The sequence below is a fragment of the Streptomyces natalensis ATCC 27448 genome, assembly GCF_000935125.1.
In the GTDB taxonomy this organism is placed as follows: Bacteria; Actinomycetota; Actinomycetes; order Streptomycetales; family Streptomycetaceae; genus Streptomyces; species Streptomyces natalensis.
In genome coordinates, this window is the sequence record NZ_JRKI01000034.1 from 717,251 (window position 1) to 734,317 (window position 17,067).

Annotated in this window: 13 protein-coding genes and 1 pseudogene; 6 read left to right on the forward strand and 8 right to left on the reverse strand. The window is 72.6% G+C overall.

Translation table 11 applies throughout. The annotated features are described in order from the left end of the window. Positions 1-45: 45 nt before the first annotated feature. The 5 genes from SNA_RS27870 to SNA_RS27890 form a co-directional block, all read right to left on the reverse strand. Positions 46-1,239 carry an XdhC family protein gene (locus SNA_RS27870; protein ID WP_044367170.1) on the reverse strand — a complete coding sequence of 398 codons (1,194 nt, stop codon included), beginning with the start codon at positions 1,237-1,239 and terminating at the stop codon, positions 46-48. A gap of 35 nt (positions 1,240-1,274) precedes the next feature. Continuing rightward, a complete protein-coding gene (locus tag SNA_RS27875) occupies positions 1,275-2,735 on the reverse strand; it encodes an NCS2 family permease (protein WP_030064597.1) in 1,461 nt (486 codons plus the stop codon). A gap of 291 nt (positions 2,736-3,026) precedes the next feature. Next, entirely contained in the window at positions 3,027-5,414 is a 2,388-nt protein-coding gene (locus SNA_RS27880; protein WP_030064596.1) for a xanthine dehydrogenase family protein molybdopterin-binding subunit, read from the reverse strand. 2 nt (positions 5,415-5,416) lie between these two features. After that, a complete protein-coding gene (locus SNA_RS27885; RefSeq protein ID WP_030064595.1) occupies positions 5,417-6,043 on the reverse strand; it encodes a (2Fe-2S)-binding protein in 627 nt (208 codons plus the stop codon). After that, positions 6,034-6,924: an FAD binding domain-containing protein gene (locus SNA_RS27890; RefSeq protein ID WP_030064594.1), complete on the reverse strand. Its 891-nt coding sequence runs from the start codon at positions 6,922-6,924 to the stop codon at positions 6,034-6,036. The genes SNA_RS27885 and SNA_RS27890 overlap by 10 nt, the downstream gene beginning before the upstream one ends. A gap of 282 nt (positions 6,925-7,206) precedes the next feature. On the opposite strand from SNA_RS27890, the gene SNA_RS27895 reads away from it, so the two are divergent. From SNA_RS27895 to SNA_RS27905, 3 genes are all read left to right on the forward strand, one after another. Beyond that, the gene (locus tag SNA_RS27895; protein WP_044367173.1) at positions 7,207-8,871 is read left to right on the forward strand and encodes a PucR family transcriptional regulator; all 1,665 of its coding nucleotides are present in this window, start codon (positions 7,207-7,209) and stop codon (positions 8,869-8,871) included. Between the two features lie 395 nt (positions 8,872-9,266). Continuing rightward, complete coding sequence (locus SNA_RS27900; protein ID WP_241779862.1) at positions 9,267-10,109, forward strand: hypothetical protein; 843 nt, start codon at positions 9,267-9,269, stop codon at positions 10,107-10,109. Between the two features lie 342 nt (positions 10,110-10,451). Then, positions 10,452-11,327, forward strand: a complete 876-nt coding sequence (locus SNA_RS27905; protein WP_241779863.1) for a hypothetical protein — start codon at positions 10,452-10,454, stop codon at positions 11,325-11,327. Positions 11,328-11,412: 85 nt separating this feature from the next. Here SNA_RS27905 and SNA_RS27910 read toward each other — a convergent pair whose 3' ends face one another. Further along, positions 11,413-12,156 (reverse strand): GntR family transcriptional regulator, encoded by a 744-nt coding sequence (locus tag SNA_RS27910; RefSeq protein ID WP_030062764.1) that lies wholly within the window; start codon positions 12,154-12,156, stop codon positions 11,413-11,415. Positions 12,157-12,297: 141 nt separating this feature from the next. Here SNA_RS27910 and SNA_RS27915 point away from each other — a divergent pair, with 141 nt between their 5' ends. Next, positions 12,298-13,137, forward strand: coding sequence for a (2Fe-2S)-binding protein (locus tag SNA_RS27915; RefSeq protein WP_030062765.1), 840 nt, complete (start codon positions 12,298-12,300; stop codon positions 13,135-13,137). A 205-nt stretch (positions 13,138-13,342) separates the two neighbouring features. After that, positions 13,343-14,428 (forward strand): DUF2637 domain-containing protein, encoded by a 1,086-nt coding sequence (locus tag SNA_RS27920; protein ID WP_044367175.1) that lies wholly within the window; start codon positions 13,343-13,345, stop codon positions 14,426-14,428. A gap of 42 nt (positions 14,429-14,470) precedes the next feature. On the opposite strand, the gene SNA_RS27925 is transcribed toward SNA_RS27920, so the two are convergent. Then, positions 14,471-14,932, reverse strand: a complete 462-nt coding sequence (locus tag SNA_RS27925) for an ATP-binding protein (protein WP_420823517.1) — start codon at positions 14,930-14,932, stop codon at positions 14,471-14,473. Between the two features lie 261 nt (positions 14,933-15,193). Between SNA_RS27925 and SNA_RS45350 the strand changes: the two are divergent. Continuing rightward, a pseudogene (locus SNA_RS45350) lies at positions 15,194-15,816 on the forward strand (hypothetical protein); the annotation flags it as partial. A 309-nt stretch (positions 15,817-16,125) separates the two neighbouring features. Here SNA_RS45350 and SNA_RS27930 read toward each other — a convergent pair. Next, a partial coding sequence (locus SNA_RS27930; RefSeq protein WP_104532090.1) for a protein phosphatase 2C domain-containing protein occupies positions 16,126-17,067 on the reverse strand: 942 nt, incomplete at its 5' end.

The window sequence follows — 17,067 nt, forward strand, 5'->3', positions numbered from 1 at the left end:
ACCGGCGGTGTCAGGGGCGCCGGTCCCGGGCCATGAGGCCCGCCGTCAGGCCACCGAACCGATCTGGCCCACCGGGCGGGTCACGTCGTGGTGGATGGGGGTGTGGGCGCCCGTCAGCGGGGTGCCGGTGCCGCCGCGGCGGTTGGCGACGATTTCCGCGGCGATGGACAGGGCGGTCTCCTCGGGGGTGCGGGCCCCGAGGTCGAGACCGATCGGGGAGCGCAGCCGGTTGAGTTCGAGCTCGGTGAGGCCCACCTCGCGCAGCCGCTGCTGACGGTCGAGGTGGGTGCGGCGCGAGCCCATGGCGCCGACGTAGGCGACCGGAAGCTTGAGGGCGCGCTCCAGCAGGGGGACGTCGAACTTGGCGTCGTGGGTCAGCACGCACAGGACGGTGCGCCCGTCCAGCTCCTGGGAGTCGAGGTAGCGGTGCGGCCAGTCCACGACGATCTCGTCGGCGTCGGGGAAGCGGGCCCTGGTGGCGAAGACGGGGCGGGCGTCGCAGACGGTGACCCGATAGCCGAGGAATTTTCCGACCTTCACCAGCGCGGAGGCGAAGTCGATGGCGCCGAAGACGATCATGCGGGGGGCGGGTACGGAGGATTCGACGAGGAGGACGACGGGGCGGCCGCACTGCGCACCCTCGGCGCCGATCTCCAGCGTCGTCGTGCGCCCGGCGTCCAGCAGGGCGCGGGTCTCCTCGACCGCCGTGCGGTCCAGGGCGGGGTGCCCGCCCAGGGTGCCGGTGTGGCTGCCGTCGGGGCGGACGAGCAGGGCGCGGCCGACCAGTTCGGCCGGGCCCTCGATGATCCGCGCGACCGCCGCCGCCTCTCCTTGGGCGGCGGCGGCCAGCGCGGCGGCGAGCGTCTCGGCAGTGCTGTCCACCGGGGTGCCCGTGGACCCACTGTCGGCGGCGGGTCCACGGCCGCTCGCCCGTACCGGGGTGATGAGGATGTCGATGATGCCGCCGCAGGTCAGGCCCACGGCGAAGGCGTCCTCATCGCTGTAGCCGAAGCGTTCGAGGACCGGCTTTCCGGTCTTGAGCGCCTCCTGGCACAGTTCGTAGACGGCCCCCTCCACACATCCGCCGGAGACCGACCCGATCGCCGTACCGTCGGTGTCGACGGCGAGGGCGGCCCCGGGCTGACGGGGGGCGCTCCCGTTGGTGGCCACGACCGTGGCCACCGCGAAGTCGCGGCCCTGCCCGACCCACCGGTGCAGCTCTTCGGCGATGTCCAGCATGTCGGTCTCCTTACGGATGGGGAGAGGGCGGGCGGTTATTTGACGCCCAGCCACTGCTCGATCGGATGGAGCGAGAAGTAGACGAGGAAGATGCCGGTCAGCACCCACATGAACGGGCCGATCTCGCGCCACTTGCCCTGGGCCGCCTTGATGGCGGTGTAGGCGATGACGCCGGCGCCGACGCCGGTGGTGATCTGGTAGGTGAACGGCATCAGGCCCACGGTCAGGAAGACCGGGATGGACACGGAGCGGTCGCTCCAGTCCACGTGGGCGGCGGCGCTCATCATCATCGAGCCGATGACGACCAGCGCGGCCGCGGCCACCTGGGCCGGGACGAGCTGGGTGAGCGGGGTGAAGAACAGACAGGCCGCGAAGAACAGGCCGGTGACCACCGACGACAGGCCCGTACGGGCTCCCTCGCCGACGCCGCTCGCCGACTCGATGAACACGGTCTGCCCGGAGGAGCCGGTCAGACCGCCGATCGCGCCGCCGGCGCCGTCGACGAACAGGGCCTTGGACAGGCCCGGCATCCGGCCCTTGTCGTCGGCCAGCTTGGCCTCGGTGCCGACGCCGATGATGGTGGCCATGGCGTCGAAGAAGCCGGCCAGCACCAGCGTGAAGACGATCATGCCGACGCTGAGCGCGCCGATCTTGTCCCAGCCGCCGAACTGGACATGGCCGAAGAGGCCGAAGTCGGGCATCGAGACGGCGCTGCCGTGCAGCGCGGGCGGGGCACCGCCCCAGTCCTTGTCGGTCAGTCCGCCGAACTTGGTGGCGGCGATGGACACGACCGATCCGGCGACGATTCCGATCAGGATGGCGCCGGGGACCTTACGGGCCTGCAGCACGAAGATCAGCAGCAGGGTGAAACAGAAGAACAGAACGGGCCAGCCGGAGAGTTCGCCGGTGAGGCCAAGGGTCACGGGCGTGCCCTTGCCCGGGCCCACGAAACCGGCCTTCACCAGGCCGATCAGGGCGACGAACATGCCGATGCCCATGGTGATGGCGTGCTTGAGCGGCAGCGGGATGGCGTTCATGACCATCTCGCGCAGACCGGTGACCACCAGCAGGCAGATCACCACGCCGTACATGACACACATGCCCATGGCCTGCGGCCACGTCATGTTGGGGACCACCTGGGTGGTCAGGGCCGCCGAGACGTTGAGTCCGGCCGCCAGGGCCAGCGGCACCTTGCCGATGAAGCCCATCAGCAAGGTGCTGATCGCCGCGGCGAACGCGGTGGCGGTGACCAGCGCGGGCTGGGCGAGGGTGTGGTGCTTGACGTCCCCCACCGACCCCAGGATCACGGGGTTGAGCAGGAGGATGTAGCACATTGCCATGAAGGTGGTGATGCCTCCGCGCAGTTCTCGCGCGATGCTCGACCCTCGGGCGGATATGTGGAAATACCGGTCGAGCCAAGAACGGCCGGCGGGCTGACGCGAGCCCTCGCCCGCGTCTTCCGCCACCGTCTGTGGCTCGGTGGACTGCTGGGTCATGGTGCCTGACTCCCAAGGTTCACAGGGGCACCCGCATCGACTGCGGGATTTGGGACGAAACTTCGGCTGCACGACCCGGGGGACGGCCCGAGACGAACGTTGGGTACTGACCCGGCTCGGGGAGTGCCGGGCAGCGACTGCGTGGTGCGCGTGGAACAGGTGGAACAGGTGGTGCGGGTGGTGCGGGTGGTGCTGGTTGGAACCGGGCGGTGCGCGGAGGAGGACGGACAGGGACACCCCTGGGCACGCACCGCCCGGAACCGGTGTCCGGGGACTGGGCCCCGGACGGCTTTATGTGCCGGTGAGGTGCTCGGGGCGTACCGGCGTCTTGTTGAGCTCCAGCCCGGTCGCGTTCCGGATCGCCGCGAGGACGGCCGGAGTGGACGACAGGGTCGGGGCCTCGCCGATGCCGCGCAGCCCGTAGGGGGCGTGCTCATCGGCGAGTTCGAGCACATCGACCGGGATGGTCGGGGTGTCGAGGATCGTGGGGATGAGGTAGTCCGTGAAGGAGGGGTTACGCACCTTCGCGGTCTTGGGGTCGACGATGATCTCCTCCATGACCGCCACGCCCAGGCCCTGGGTGGTACCACCCTGGATCTGGCCGACGACGGACAGCGGGTTGAGCGCCTTGCCGACGTCCTGGGCGACGGCCAGCTCGATGACCTTGACCAGGCCGAGCTCGGTGTCCACCTCCACGACCGCGCGGTGGGCGGCGAAGGAGTACTGGACGTGGCCGAAGCCCTGGCCGGTCTTCAGGTCGAACGCCTCGGTGGGCCGGTGCCGGAACTCCAGCTCCAGGTCGACCGCCTCGCCTTCGAGGACGTCCGCCAGATCGGCCAGGACCTCCCCGGCGTCGGTGACGACCTTGCCGCCCTCCAGCAGGAGTTCGGCGGTGGCCCATGCGGGGTGGTACGTACCGAACTTGCGGCGGCCGATGTCCAGGACCTTCTCGCGGACGTTCTCGCAGGTGTTCTTCACCGCGCCGCCGGTCATGTAGGTCTGCCGGGAGGCGGAGGTGGAGCCGGCGGAACCGACCTGGGTGTCGGCGGGGTGGATGGTGACCTGCTCGACGCCCAGTTCGGTACGGGCGATCTGGGCGTGGACGGTGACGCCGCCCTGGCCGACCTCCGCCATCGCGGTGTGGACGGTGGCGACGGCCTCGCCGCCGACGACCTCCATGCGCACCCGGGCGGTGGAGTAGTCGTCGAAGCCCTCGGAGAAGCCGACGTTCTTGATGCCGACGGCGTAGCCGATACCGCGGACGACGCCCTCGCCGTGGGTGGTGTTGGACAGGCCGCCGGGCAGGGCACGCACATCGGCGCCCTCGCCGGCCGCCAGCCACTGCTGCTCCGGGGGAAGCGGCATCGCCTTGATGCGCCGGAGCAGTTCGGCCACCGGGGCCGGCGAGTCGACGGGCTGGCCGGTGGGCATGATCGTGCCCTGTTCCATGGCGTTGAGCTGCCGGAACTCGACCGGGTCCATGCCCAGCTTCTTGGCCAGCTTGTCCATCTGCGCCTCGTAGGCGAAGCACGCCTGGACCGCCCCGAAGCCGCGCATCGCGCCGCAGGGAGGGTTGTTGGAGTACAGCGCGATGGCCTCGATCTCGACGTCGTCGACGACGTACGGGCCGACGCTCAGCGAGGAGGCGTTGCCGACGACGGCCGGGGAGGCGGAGGCGTAGGCGCCGCCGTCCAGCACGATGCGGCACTTGAGGTGGGTGAGCTTGCCGTCCTTGGTGGCGCCGTGCTCGTACCAGAGCTTCGCCGGGTGCCGGTGGACGTGCCCGAAGAAGGACTCGAACCGGTTGTAGACGATCTTGACGGGCTTGCCGGTACGCAGCGCCAGGAGGCTGGCGTGGATCTGCATCGAGATGTCCTCGCGGCCGCCGAAGGCACCGCCGACGCCGGAGAGCGTCATGCGGACCTTCTCCTCGGGCAGGCCGAGGACCGGGGCGATCTGCTTGAGGTCCGAGTGCAGCCACTGGGTGGCGACGTACAGGTCGACGCCGCCGTCCTCGCCGGGCACCGCGAGGCCGGACTCCGGGCCGAGGAAGGCCTGGTCCTGCATGCCGAAGACGTACTCGCCGGAGACGATGACATCGGCCTTCTTGGCGGCCTCGTCGGCGTTGCCGCGGATGATCGGCTGGCGGTGGACGATGTTGGGGTGCGGGACGTGGCCCGAGTGGTGGTCGTCGCGGCCTTCGTGGACCAGGATCGCGTCCTCGGCGAGGGCGGACGCCTCGTCGGTGATGACCGGGAGTTCCTTGTACTCGATCTTGATCTTGGCCGCGGCGCGGCGGGCTGTCTCCGGGTGGTCGGCCGCGACCAGGGCGACCGGCTCGCCGTGGTGACGTACCTTGCCGTGCGCGAGAACCGGCGTGTCCTGGATCTCCAGGCCGTAGTTCTTCACGTCGGTGGGCAGGTCGTCGTAGGTCAGCACGGCGTAGACACCGGACTGGGCCAGCGCCTCGGAGGTGTCGATGGAGACGATCTCGGCGTGCGCGACGGTGGAGCGGAGCGTGAAGCCCCACAGCATGTCCTCGTGCCACATGTCCGAGGAGTAGGCGAACTCACCGGTCACCTTGAGGGTGCCGTCGGGGCGGAGCGTCGAGGCGCCGATACCGGCGTCCGTCTTGCCGCCCTGGGTGAGGTTGGTGGGTGTACGGGTGGCACCAGCCATGGTCAGGCCCCCTGTCCGGCGGTCCGGTTCTCGCCGCGGGCGGCCGCCAGCCGGACCGCGTCGAGGATCTTCTCGTAGCCCGTGCAGCGGCACAGGTTGCCCGACAGCGCCTCACGGATGTCGGCGTCGGACGGGGAGTCGTTGCGCTCCAGCAGCTCATCGGCGGCGACCAGCAGACCCGGGGTGCAGAACCCGCACTGGACCGCGCCGGCGTCGATGAACGCCTGCTGGATCGGGGAGAGATCGGTGTTCTCACCGGTCTGCGAATCGGCTGCCCGCGAGCGGAGCTCGCTGTCAGACGGCTTCGACTGCCACTGCTGGGCGTCCTGGAGGCTCGTACCGCAGGCCCCCGAGGCACAACCGCCCTTCTCGGCGCGCTGCTTGGCGAAGTCCGCCAGTCCCTCGACGGTCACCACCTCGCGGCCCTCGACCTGGCCCGCGGCCACCAGACAGGAACAGACCGGCACACCGTCCAGACGGACCGTGCAGGAGCCGCATTCGCCCTGCTCGCAGGCGTTCTTGGAGCCCGGCAGGCCCATCCGCTCGCGCAGGACGTACAGCAGGCTCTCGCCTTCCCAGACGTCGTCGGCCTCTTGCTTGCGGCCGTTGACGGTGAATGTCACGCGCACTGTGCGCTCCTCTCGTTGCCGCGGTAGGACTCCCAGGTCCAGCCGAGGGTGCGGCGCGCCATGATCCCGACCGCGTGGCGGCGGTACTTGGCGCTGCCGCGCACATCGTCGATGGGGTTGCAGGCACCGGAGGCGAGCTGCGCGAACTGCTTGGCGACGGACGGCGGGATCGGGGCGCCCGAATCCCAGAAGCCGCCCTCCTCCAGGGCCGCGGCGAGGAAGACCTCGGCCTCCTTGGCGCGCACCGGGGTGGGCGCGGCCGAGCCGATGCCGGTGCGGACCGTACGGGTCTCGGGGTGCAGCGCGATACCGAACGCGCAGACCGCGATGACCATGGCGTTACGGGTGCCGACCTTGGAGAACTGCTGCGGGCCGTCGGCCTTGGGCAGATGCACCGAGCGGATCAGCTCGTCGGGCTCCAGGGCGTTGCGCTTGACGCCGAGGTAGAACTCGTCGATCGGGATCATGCGGACGCCGCGGGCGGCGGACTCGACCTCGACCTCGCAGCCGGAGGCGAGCAGCGCGGGGTGCGCGTCACCGGCCGGGGAGGCACAGCCCAGGTTGCCGCCGACGCCGCCGCGGTTGCGGATCTGCGGGGAGGCGACGGTGTGCGAGGCCAGGGCCAGGCCCGGCAGTTCGGCCCGCAGATTCTCCATGATCCGGGTGTAGGGAACGGAGGCGCCCAGTCGTACGGTCTTCTCGCCGACCTCCCACTCGCTCAGGTCAGCGATACGGTTCAGATCGAGCAGGTACTCCGGGCGGCGGTGGTCGAAGTTGATCTCGACCATCACGTCCGTGCCGCCCGCGATGGGCACAGCGGTGGGGAGCTCGGCCTTAGCGGCGAGCGCCTCCTCCCAGCTGGCGGGGCGAAGGAAGTCCATGGGTGGCCTCTTCTACGAAATCGGGTCATGCGCTGCTGACGGTCAGGACCGGGATCCTCGGTGCGGACCGGGGGTCCGTGGTTCCATCGAGCCTGTTCATGTCTTGTTAACGCGGTTGGAAGTAGTGAACGCGCAGGGCACCCACCCGGTGCAGTCACTGAAACCATGAAGCGGTTGGCTGGCCAAGCCACCCGTCTTGTAGATTCGAACGAAAGACGAGGCTCTGAAACCTCGCGGCATTCCACCGGCCACACAAGACAGCAAAGAACGGCGGGCGAGGTCATGCGGCTCCGCGCACTCCTGGAAACCGACACTCTGGGCCTTCGGCTGCTCGGAGGCGAGGACGAGCTGGACCGCACGGTACGGGGTGTGATGACCACCGACCTGCGCGACCCCAGCAGATATCTCTCCGGCGGCGAACTGGTCCTCACGGGCCTGGCCTGGCGCCGCGACCCCGAGGACTCCGAGCGGTTCGTCCGGATCCTGGCCTCCGCCGGGGTCGCCGGTCTGGCCGCCGGCGAGGCCGAGCTCGGGGCGGTGCCCGACGATCTGGTGGCGGCCTGTACACGGCACCGGCTGCCGCTGTTCTCGGTCGTCGAGGACGTCTCGTTCGCCTCCATCACCGAGTACGTCGTCCGCCAGGTCTCCAGCGAGCGGGCCGGCGACCTGGCCGCCGTGGTGGACCGGCACCGGCGGATGATGACGTCCGGGCCCGCGGGCGGCGGGCCTGAGGTGGTCCTGGACCTGCTGGGCTCGGATCTCGATCTGCGGGCGTGGGTGCTCTCCCCCACCGGCCGCCAGATCGCCGGATCGACGCTGGCGGACTCCGGCCCGCAGCTGCCCGCCGAGCTCGGCGCCCGGCTCGCCGGGGAGCATCTGGCGGCCTCCCGCAGCGGCCGCCGCGGTCCCCACCGCGTCACCCTCGCCGGGGCCACCTACTCGCTCTTCCCGATCCGCTCCGACGGCCGTGACCTGCGGGAAACGGTGCTCTCCGACTGGCTGCTGGCCGTCGAGGCGGACGCCGGCGACTGGCCCGAGGAGCGCCTGGACCTGCTCAACGGCGTCACCCAGCTGATCGCCGTGGAACGCGACCGGCGCGATGCGGCGCGCACGGTGCGCCGGCGGCTCGCCCAGGAGGTGCTCGAACTCGTCCAGACCGGCGCCCCGCCCGCCGAGATCGCCGCCCGGCTGCGGGTGGCCGCCCCGGTGCTGCTGCCGGGTCTGGGCACCGCCCCGCACTGGCAGATCGTGGTGGCCCGGGTCGAGTGGGAGCGCGGAGAGGTCCCCGGCGGGCCGGTGGCCCAGACGCTGCTGGAGGAGGTGCTGGTCGATCCGGGGGCATTCGGGCCCGAACCGTCGGACCGGATCGCGGTGGCCCACACCGGCGACGAGGCGGTGGCCCTGGTGCCGCTGCCGGCCATCCCGGACGAGTCCGGCGAGGCCACGATCTCCGGACTGCACGCCGACGCCCTGCTCGCCGTCGTCCAGGAGCCGCTCGGCCGGGGCCTGGACGCGGACGGCCGGCTCACCATCGGCGTCAGCGCCTCGGTGCACTCCGCCGAGGGGCTGCGCGGCGCCCTGGAGGAGGCCCGGCACGCCCGCCGGGTGGCCGCCGCCCGCAACGGCCGGGTGTGCGCCGCCGGCCACGAGGAGCTGGCCTCCCACGTCCTGCTGCTGCCCTTCGTCCCGGACGACGTCCGCCGCGCCTTCACCGCCCGCCTGCTGGATCCGCTGCGCGACTACGACCGCCGGCACCGCGCCGAGCTGATCCCCACCCTGGAGGCGTTCCTGGACTGCGACGGCTCCTGGACCCGCTGCGCCACCCGCCTGCACCTGCACGTCAATACGCTGCGCTACCGGGTCGGCCGGATCGAGCAGCTCACCGGCCGCGATCTGTCCCGCCTGGAGGACAAGCTGGACTTCTTCCTGGCCCTGCGGATGAGCTGACCGAGCCCGCGCCCTACGGATCCCGTCGCCCCGCGGCGGGATCCGCGCGTTTCCGGGCGGCCGGGTGCCGCCGCCCGCCGCCCGCCGCCCGCCGCCCGCCGCCCGCCGCCCGCCGCCCGCCGCCCGGGGCCCGGGTGAACGCACCGCGGTACGTCCGGCGGGGTACCCGATCGGGCGACATCGGCCGGGCGGCGTTCCCGCGTACGGGAGACCCCCGCTGCGCTGCGGCGCCACCGATCGGGGCCCGGCGGCGGGCCCGGCCGCCCTCCCGGTGATTGTGAAAACATTCACCCACCCCCTTGGCCGGGCCACGGAATTCGTGCTGAGATGCGCCCACTGCATCCAAATTCCCGCTCAATGGTGCGCTCGGGGAGGGCAATGTGGCGGATACCGCCATGCCAGGATCCGCAGAAGCCGCGGATTCCGTTACGTCCACGCAATCGGCGATCCCGCCGCCCACACGGCCCGCGGTACCGGCAGCCAGGCCGGACGCGGACGACGATCCCCTCGACCGCGCGGTATGGCGGCTGCGCTCCCGCGGCTGCTGGGACGATGCCGCCGCCCTCCTGGAGCCGCACGCCGCCCGGCACGCCCCGGCGGCGCTGCGCCGCGCCGCCCTCCTCGTCGAGCGCTGCATGTTCACCGCCACCGGGTGGGCCGCGGCGGAGGAGGCGCTGCGTGCCGCCGAGGCGCTGGCGGGCGACGACGACGAGCGGGGCGACGCGGCCTGCGAACGCGGCCATCTCGCTTACGCGGCAACGGTGCTGGGCGTGCGCGACCGGGCCGACGAGGCCCGCTCCGCGCTCGGCCGGGCCGCCGCCCTGCTGGACCCCGCCGCGGCCGGCCGCCCGCTGCTGGACTTCCGCCGCGGGCTGATGGCCGAGCAACTGACCGACAGCCCGGACGCGGCGCGCGCCGCCTACCGCCGCGCGCACGCCGGCGCCACCGCACAGGGCGACATCCTGCTGCTGTCGTTCACCTGGCGCCATCTGGCCGGCCTCGCGCTGCGTGACGGGGATCTGGCCGAGGCCCGGCACGGCTTCGCCGAGTCGCTGCGGATCCGGGAGGATCTGGGCTTCCTGGTCGGTACGGCGCCCGCGCTGGCCGCCCTGGCCGAGGCCGCCCCGGAGGAGGACGCGCCCCGGCTGCGCGCCGAGGCCGCCCGGCTGTTCCGGCTCATGGGCGGGGTGCCCACCTGGCTGGCCGATCACCTCTCGCCGGATACCGCAGCCACGTAGCGCGCGGCACGGGAGGGGCGAAGGACCCACGGGGACGTGCGAAGGACCCACGGGGCAAGCGCGGCGGGCCCGGCCGGACGAAGCGGACCCGCCCGTTCCCCGTCAACCCCCCGTCGTCGGCCATGCGGCCCGGCGAGGCGATTGGCCGAAAAAGCGCGGCGAGCGCGGTGGATCGGCCGGGGTGCGGTGGCTGTTCGCTTGTGCGAGGCTCGGACACAGGTGCCGCGCCCCCGCCTCACGCGCCCCGAGAATGGCCGCAAGTCGCAGTGCGAGGCGGCGGCGGGGCCTGAATGCTGTTCGGGGACCAGCTCCCCTTTGGCACAGCCTTTCAGGAGGCCCAACGTGGCAGCAGGAGTGTCCCAAACCACCGCCTCGACCGACTGGGGCAAGGCGCATTTCGAGGCGATCTACAACTGCCCCGATCCGCGCCGTTACTTCACCACTCTGCAACCCCTGGACTACCAGATTCCGCATCACGGTCAGGCGGTCTTCCGCGCCGTGACCGAGACCCTGCGGCGCCGCCGCAGCGACCGCCCGCCGCTCGGCGTCGTCGACCTGTGCTGCTCATACGGGGTCAACGCCGCGCTGCTCAACCACCGGCTGTCCCTGAGCGACCTCTACGGCCGCTACGCCGGGCGCGCCCCGGGCTCCCCGGCGACGGACCTGCTGGCCCAGGAGGACCGGACGTTCTTCGCCAAGCGTCGGCACCCCGGTGCGGCCCGGGTGATCGGCCTCGACTCCGCGGAACACGCCGTCGACTACGCCCGCACGGTGGGCCTGCTCGACGACGGCTTCTCCGACAACCTCGAACTCACCGACCCCAGCGCGCCGTTGCGCAAGGCGCTGGCCGACATCGACCTGATCACCGTCACCGGCGGCGTCGGCTACATCTCCGAGCGCACCTTCGCCCGGCTCCTCGACTGCGTCACCGCGCCGCCGTGGATCGCCGCGTTCGTGCTCCGTACCGTCTCCTACGACGGGATCGTCTCGCTGCTGGACCGCGCGGGACTGGTGACCCAGAAGCTCACCACGCGGACCTTCCGCCAGCGCCGGTTCGCCGACGGCGACGAGCGGCGGGCAGTGTACAAGGCGCTGGCCGCGCGGGGGCTGTCCACCGTCGGCAAGGAGGCCGACGGCTTCTACCACGCCGATCTGTATCTCTCCCGGCCCGCCGCCGATGCCGAGGCGCTGCCGCTGGAGGAACTGCTGCCCGGCTGAGCCCCCTGCGCCGGGCCCTCGGCAGGGGGCCCGACCGGCTCAGCGCGGATCCCGCCCGCTCAGCGCGCGTGCCGTGCGACGGTGCTCAGCGCGCGTGCCGCGCGACGGAGAGGTGCTCGCGGGCGATGCGCTCGGCGACCGCGTACTCCTGGGCGATCAGCGCGTCCAGCAGCGCCGTGTGCTCGGCGGCGCCGGCCAGCAGTTCGGCCCTGCGCAGCCGGGCGCCGCCGGCCGGCCAGTGGGTGGCGCGCAGCAGTTCGTCGGTGACCTGGGTCAGCCGGTGGTTCCCGGTGAGCGAGATCAGCCCGCGATGGAAGGCGCGGTCCGCCTCGGCGTAGCCGGCCCGGTCGCCGTGGGCGGCGGCGCTCACCCCCGCCTCGGCCAGCGGACGCAGTTCCTCCCAGCGCTCCGGCTCCAGCGTGCCGGCCAGCCGGATGACCGCCGGGACCTCCAGCATCGCGCGCACCTCGGCCAGTTCGGCCAGGTCACGGGAGCTGCGTTCGCACACCCGGAAGCCGCGGTTGGGCACGACCTCGACGGCGCCCTCCCCGGCGAGCTGCTGCATGGCCTCGCGCACCGGGGTCGCGGAGACGCCGTAGCGCTCGGCGAGGACGGGGGCGGAGTAGACCTCGCCGGGGGCCAGCTCCCCGCCGACCAGCGCCTCGCGCAGCGCGGCCAGCACCTGGCCGCGTACGGAGTGCCGCTGCGGCCGGGGCGCCTGCCGGGGCACGGCCGAGCGGCGTCCGGGCTGCTGCGGCACGGCGGAACCGGCGTGCGCGGGCGCCCACGCGCGTGCGCGCGGTTCGCGCTCCGCTGTGCCCTGCTCCATGGCGATACCTCAAGAATGTGACGGACGGTTCCCAGCACCATAGGCGCCCATGGCGCCGGTTCACACCTCAGCGGGCACGGGTAGAGTCCTTCGATAAGGTAAGGCTTACCTGCTAACGATCGCGATTCGGTGGTCTCCCGCATGACGTCTGCCCCCGCCGCCCCGCCGCTCTCCTCGCCCCTCGCCGCCGCGTACGCCCGGCTGTCCGAGGTGTTCCCCGGTCTGCGGGTGACGGAGTGGGACGGTGCGCCTCCGGGCGGGCCGGGCTGGGTGTGCGCGGCCGGTCTGGCGGCCGGGGGTGAGACCCTCGACACGTTTCTGGCGGCGGACGACGCGCAGATCGTGCAGGACTACGGACAGCGCGCCCGCCCCGACGTCGTCGCGAGCTTCGCGCTGCACCGCTACGCCTGGCCGGCGTGCCTGCTGTTCACCCTCCCCTGGTTCCTGCACCGGCGGGTGCCGCAGCTGCCCGTCCAGGACGTCTGCTTCCGGCGGGACGTGGGCCGGATGGCGGTACGGGCGCGCTCGTTCGCATGCCTGCCCGGCGATCCGGCGGCGGCGCTGCCCGGCGCCCGGGTCGTCGCGGACGAGGAGGCGCTGCGCGGCGAGCTGCGGGCGGCGGTGGCCGGGCATCTGGGGCCCGTGCTCCAGGGCTTCCGCGCCCGGATGCGGCGCGGTCCGCGGGCGCTGTGGGGCATGGCATCGGACGAGATCGTCGAGGGCCTGTGGTACCTCGGGCATCTGCTGGGCGAGGAGCGGCGCGCGGTGGCGGAGCTGGAGCGGCTGCTGCCGGGGGCGACCGCCCCGTACATCGGCGGCGCGGCCTTCCGTACGCTCACCGGACCTAACGGCCAGGCGCTGCCCACCCGCGACCGCGCCAGCTGCTGCATGTTCTACACGCTGCGCCCCGAGGACACCTGCGTCACCTGCCCCCGCACCTGCGACGCGGACCGCATCACCCGCCTCACCGCAACCAGCTGACCCGCGCAGCGCGCCCGTACGGGCCATCGAATTCGAACCCAAATCCCCCTGTTGAACTGCACGTTCGACCTCCCGCCACCCATCTGCCGCTTCCTGCACTTCCTTGGCGTTCTCTTGCCCCGAAAGCGTCTGAGGGAGGGAGGAATTCCGCCAGGATGCCTCGCGAAACCGCGTACGCGCGAAGCTCTAGGCAAGGATTCCCAGAATGAGAATGACCGACATATCGCTTGATTGGCTGGTTCCGGCAGCCTTGCTGCTCGGCGCTGTCACAGCAGCCGTGGCGCTGGTCCTGCGCGGTAAACGCGCGGCCGGACAGCCGGCCGACGACTCGTGGGAGCGCAGCGAGGAACGCCGCCGCCGCAAGGAGGCGCTCTTCGCCTCGGCCTCGTATCTCCTGCTGTTCTGCTGTGCGGCGGTCGCCGCCGCGCTGTCCTTCCACGGTCTGGTCGGCTTCGGCGTCCAGAATCTCGGCCTGACCGGGGGCTGGGAGTATCTGGTCCCGTTCGGGCTCGACGGCGCCGCGATGTTCTGCTCCGTGCTGGCGGTCCGCGAGGCCAGTCACGGCGATGCGGCCCTCGGCTCCCGACTGCTGGTGTGGACGTTCGCGGGCGCCGCGGCCTGGTTCAACTGGGTGCACGCCCCGCGCGGCCTGGACCATGCGGGCGCACCGCAGTTCTTCGCCGGGATGTCGCTGTCCGCCGCGGTGCTCTTCGACCGTGCGCTCAAACAGACCCGCCGGGCGGCGCTGCGCGAACAGGGCCTGGTGCCCCGTCCGCTGCCGCAGATCCGGGTCGTGCGCTGGCTGCGGGCGCCCCGCGAAACCTTCGCGGCCTGGTCGCTGATGCTGCTGGAGGGCGTACGGACGCTGGACGAGGCGGTCGAGGAGGTACGGGAGGACCGCCGGCAGAAGGAGCAGCGGCGGCTTCGGCGGCGCGAGCAGGTCAAGCTCGACCGGGCCCGGCTGCGGGCCTTCAACCGCCAGCACCGTTCGTGGGGACTGGGCAGAGGCGGCGGCCGGCTGACCGTCACCCAGGCCGCCGCGGCCACGGATATGGCCGACCGGGACTCGGCCATATCCCCGGAAACCCCGGAGCCGTTGCCCACATCAGGACCGCCGGTGCGCTCCCGCCCGGCCCTCAAGGCCGTGACCGGTACTGACCCGGTCGCCACCGCCGTCATGACCGAGCCACGACGGACGGTGGACCTCACGGCCGAGGACGACACCCAGACGCTTCCCCGTCTGGACTCCCTCGAGGAGAAACTCGCCGCGATCGAGCAACGCTTCGCGTGAGCGGCGGCGGACCGCGCCGGGCCCACACCCCCGAACGCCGGCTCAGGCAGGTCCGCCGCCCAGCTCGAACCACACGCTCTTGCCCACCCCGTGGGACCGTATGCCCCACGCGTCCGCTAACGAGCGGACCAGCAGCAGCCCCCGCCCGGACGTCCCGTCCGTGGTCGCCGCTCTGGGCTCGGGGCGCCCGGAGACAAAATCGCGCACCTCCACCCGCAGCCGGTCCCCGACCGTCGCGGTGACCATGGCGCCGCCCTCCGCATGCACCAGCGCATTGGTGACCAGCTCACTGGTCAGCAGCGTCGCAACCTCCGCGACCTCGCCGTTCCTGGGCCCCGCCCAGTGGCTGAGCAGCTGCCGCAGCTCGCGGCGCACCTCGCCGACGGCCCTCAGATCCGCATGGCGCACCGTACGTCTGAGCACCCCCGGCGCCCGCGCGGCGATCCCCCCGCCGCGGGTCCCCTCGCCCGCGTCCTGCCAACCGTCCCGTCCCTCGCGCCGCACAGGCTGACGCATGCCTCTCCCCCGCCCCCAACAAACGACCGGCGCTCTCACTCGAACAGCCTCACGCTCATGCATGCCCATCCGGCCGGACGCCATGCTTCGGCCGGCGTCCTCGGGGAGGACAGCGTTGCAGGGGACCGACGGCGTGCTGGATGGCGGGGTTGGCAACTGCTCGCACCCGAGGTTGTGTGAGCTTTGTCAGTGGGGGCCGGTAGGTTCGTGGTGTCCGTGGTCCACGGGATTTCGAGGGGAGGGCGCTGGGTGCATCAGCAGGAATTGCGTCTGATCGAGGCACCGTTCGTCGTAAGCGGCCCTTCCGGCGTGGCGGTCCGTACGCGTCTGAAGGACTTGACGGCTGAGGATGAGAAGGTCCTGGCGATGGTGGGCGCGCATCTCGGCTCGCTGGCGTCGCAGGATCTCAAGGCCCGCTGCGCGGACGGGCTGGAACACTCCGCGGACACGTGGGCGGCTCGCAAACGGGAACTGACGCCGGTGTCGTCGTCGCGCTGGGCTGGGACGGTCACGAAGGCGTCACACGACCAGTGGGCGCTGGCCCGACGTGGCCAGCTCGCACACATCCAGTCGCTTGAGGCCGGGATCAAGACCGTCGCGCAGCGGCTATCGCTCCCAGTTGGTGAGAAGGGCAGCAAGAAGACGCCGGGCGGGAGTGGCACGCCAAGACCCGCCGCCTGGCGGCACTTGAGCACCGGCTGGAGGCGGAGTGGGCCGACCGCGAGGCCGGGGTCGTACACGTCGTGCGCGGTGGCAAGCGGCTGCGGACGACGCGCCCAGGGGCACCCGATCCGGCGACGGACGACACCGCCCCACGACGACCAGAGCGATCGTCGTGGGCATCGGACCGTCCAGGCCGGACCGGAGGCCGCAGGGCATGAGGAATCCCGCCCCCGTATTCCCGGTCCGCGCACACGATGCGCCGGGACCGGATGCGGCGAGAACGCGGGGGACCAGGGTGCCCAACACCGTTCGGGGCACGCGGCTGAGCATGAGTTCTGGCGTCAGGACTCACTCCGCTCAGCCCTGAGGAACGGTTGAGGCTGTCCCCGACGCCGCTGCACCCCCGCCCGCACCAGGATGTCCACGAACTGCTCGGCGACGGTCTGCCTGGGCATGACGGGGCTCCTCCCGACGGCGCTGCGCCCTTCGTTGGCTCTCGGCCCCGCCTACCCGCGCGGCTACGACTCCCACACCCCCACGGCCGTACGGTCCCCCGCATGGCCCGCGCTGGGCAGCTGGGCGGCGGACAGAAAGGCGGGCAGGTCGGGCGGCTGTCCACCGCACCGCATGGCGAGCCGGTCGGCGTACGCGGTGTCGGCGCGCAGCGGCCGCGCCAGGCCCGTACTGCACATCAGCAGGGTGTCCCCGGCGCGGCCGTCGACCGGCCGGAAGAGGAACGCCCCGCCCTGCGGCGCGGCGGGCTCCAGGTCCTGCCACGCACCGTCGCACAGGCGGAAGAAGCCGCCGGCGCCGGCGCCGAAGAACACCCGGGTACGGCAGTCGGGGTCGGCGGGCAGCAGCAGACAGCGCACCGCGGCCGGGAACTCCTCCGCTGCGGCGGGCGGTTCCGCGGTGGGCTCCGTCGTGCGGCCGCGCAGGGTGCCGTAGCCGCGGGCGGTGAGCCGATGGAGGCCGGACCGCAGGGCGTCGCGGCGGCCGCCGCGGAGGTCCTCGGCCAGTCGGGTGCCGCTGCGGCCGACCGCGGCGGCGATCCGGGCGCAGGCGTCGCGGGCGGCGCGCGGCGAGCCCTCGGGGCCGGGGCTGCCGGTGGCGACGGCCACCAGGATCAGGGTGTCGCGGCCGCTGCCGAAGCGGGCGGTGAGCAGGGCGTCGCGGCGGGCTTCGCCGTGGTAGCGGGCCCGGTCGCCGCGCAGGGAGACGGCACGCAGGGTGAGACAGCCGTAGGCGGCGCCGTCCAGCTCGGTGTCGGGGACCAGGGCGCCGAGGTCGGCGGGGTCGGCGGCGGGGAGGGCCACTGGGGGGTGGGCCAAGGGGACGCAGGAGGGCCGGACGTCGGGGCGGGGGACGGCGGAGGGCGGGACGGGCTCCGGCTCGGGGGGCCCGGCGGAGGGGGGGGCGGGCTCGGGCTCGGGGGGGGCGGCGGAGGGGGGGGCGGGCGC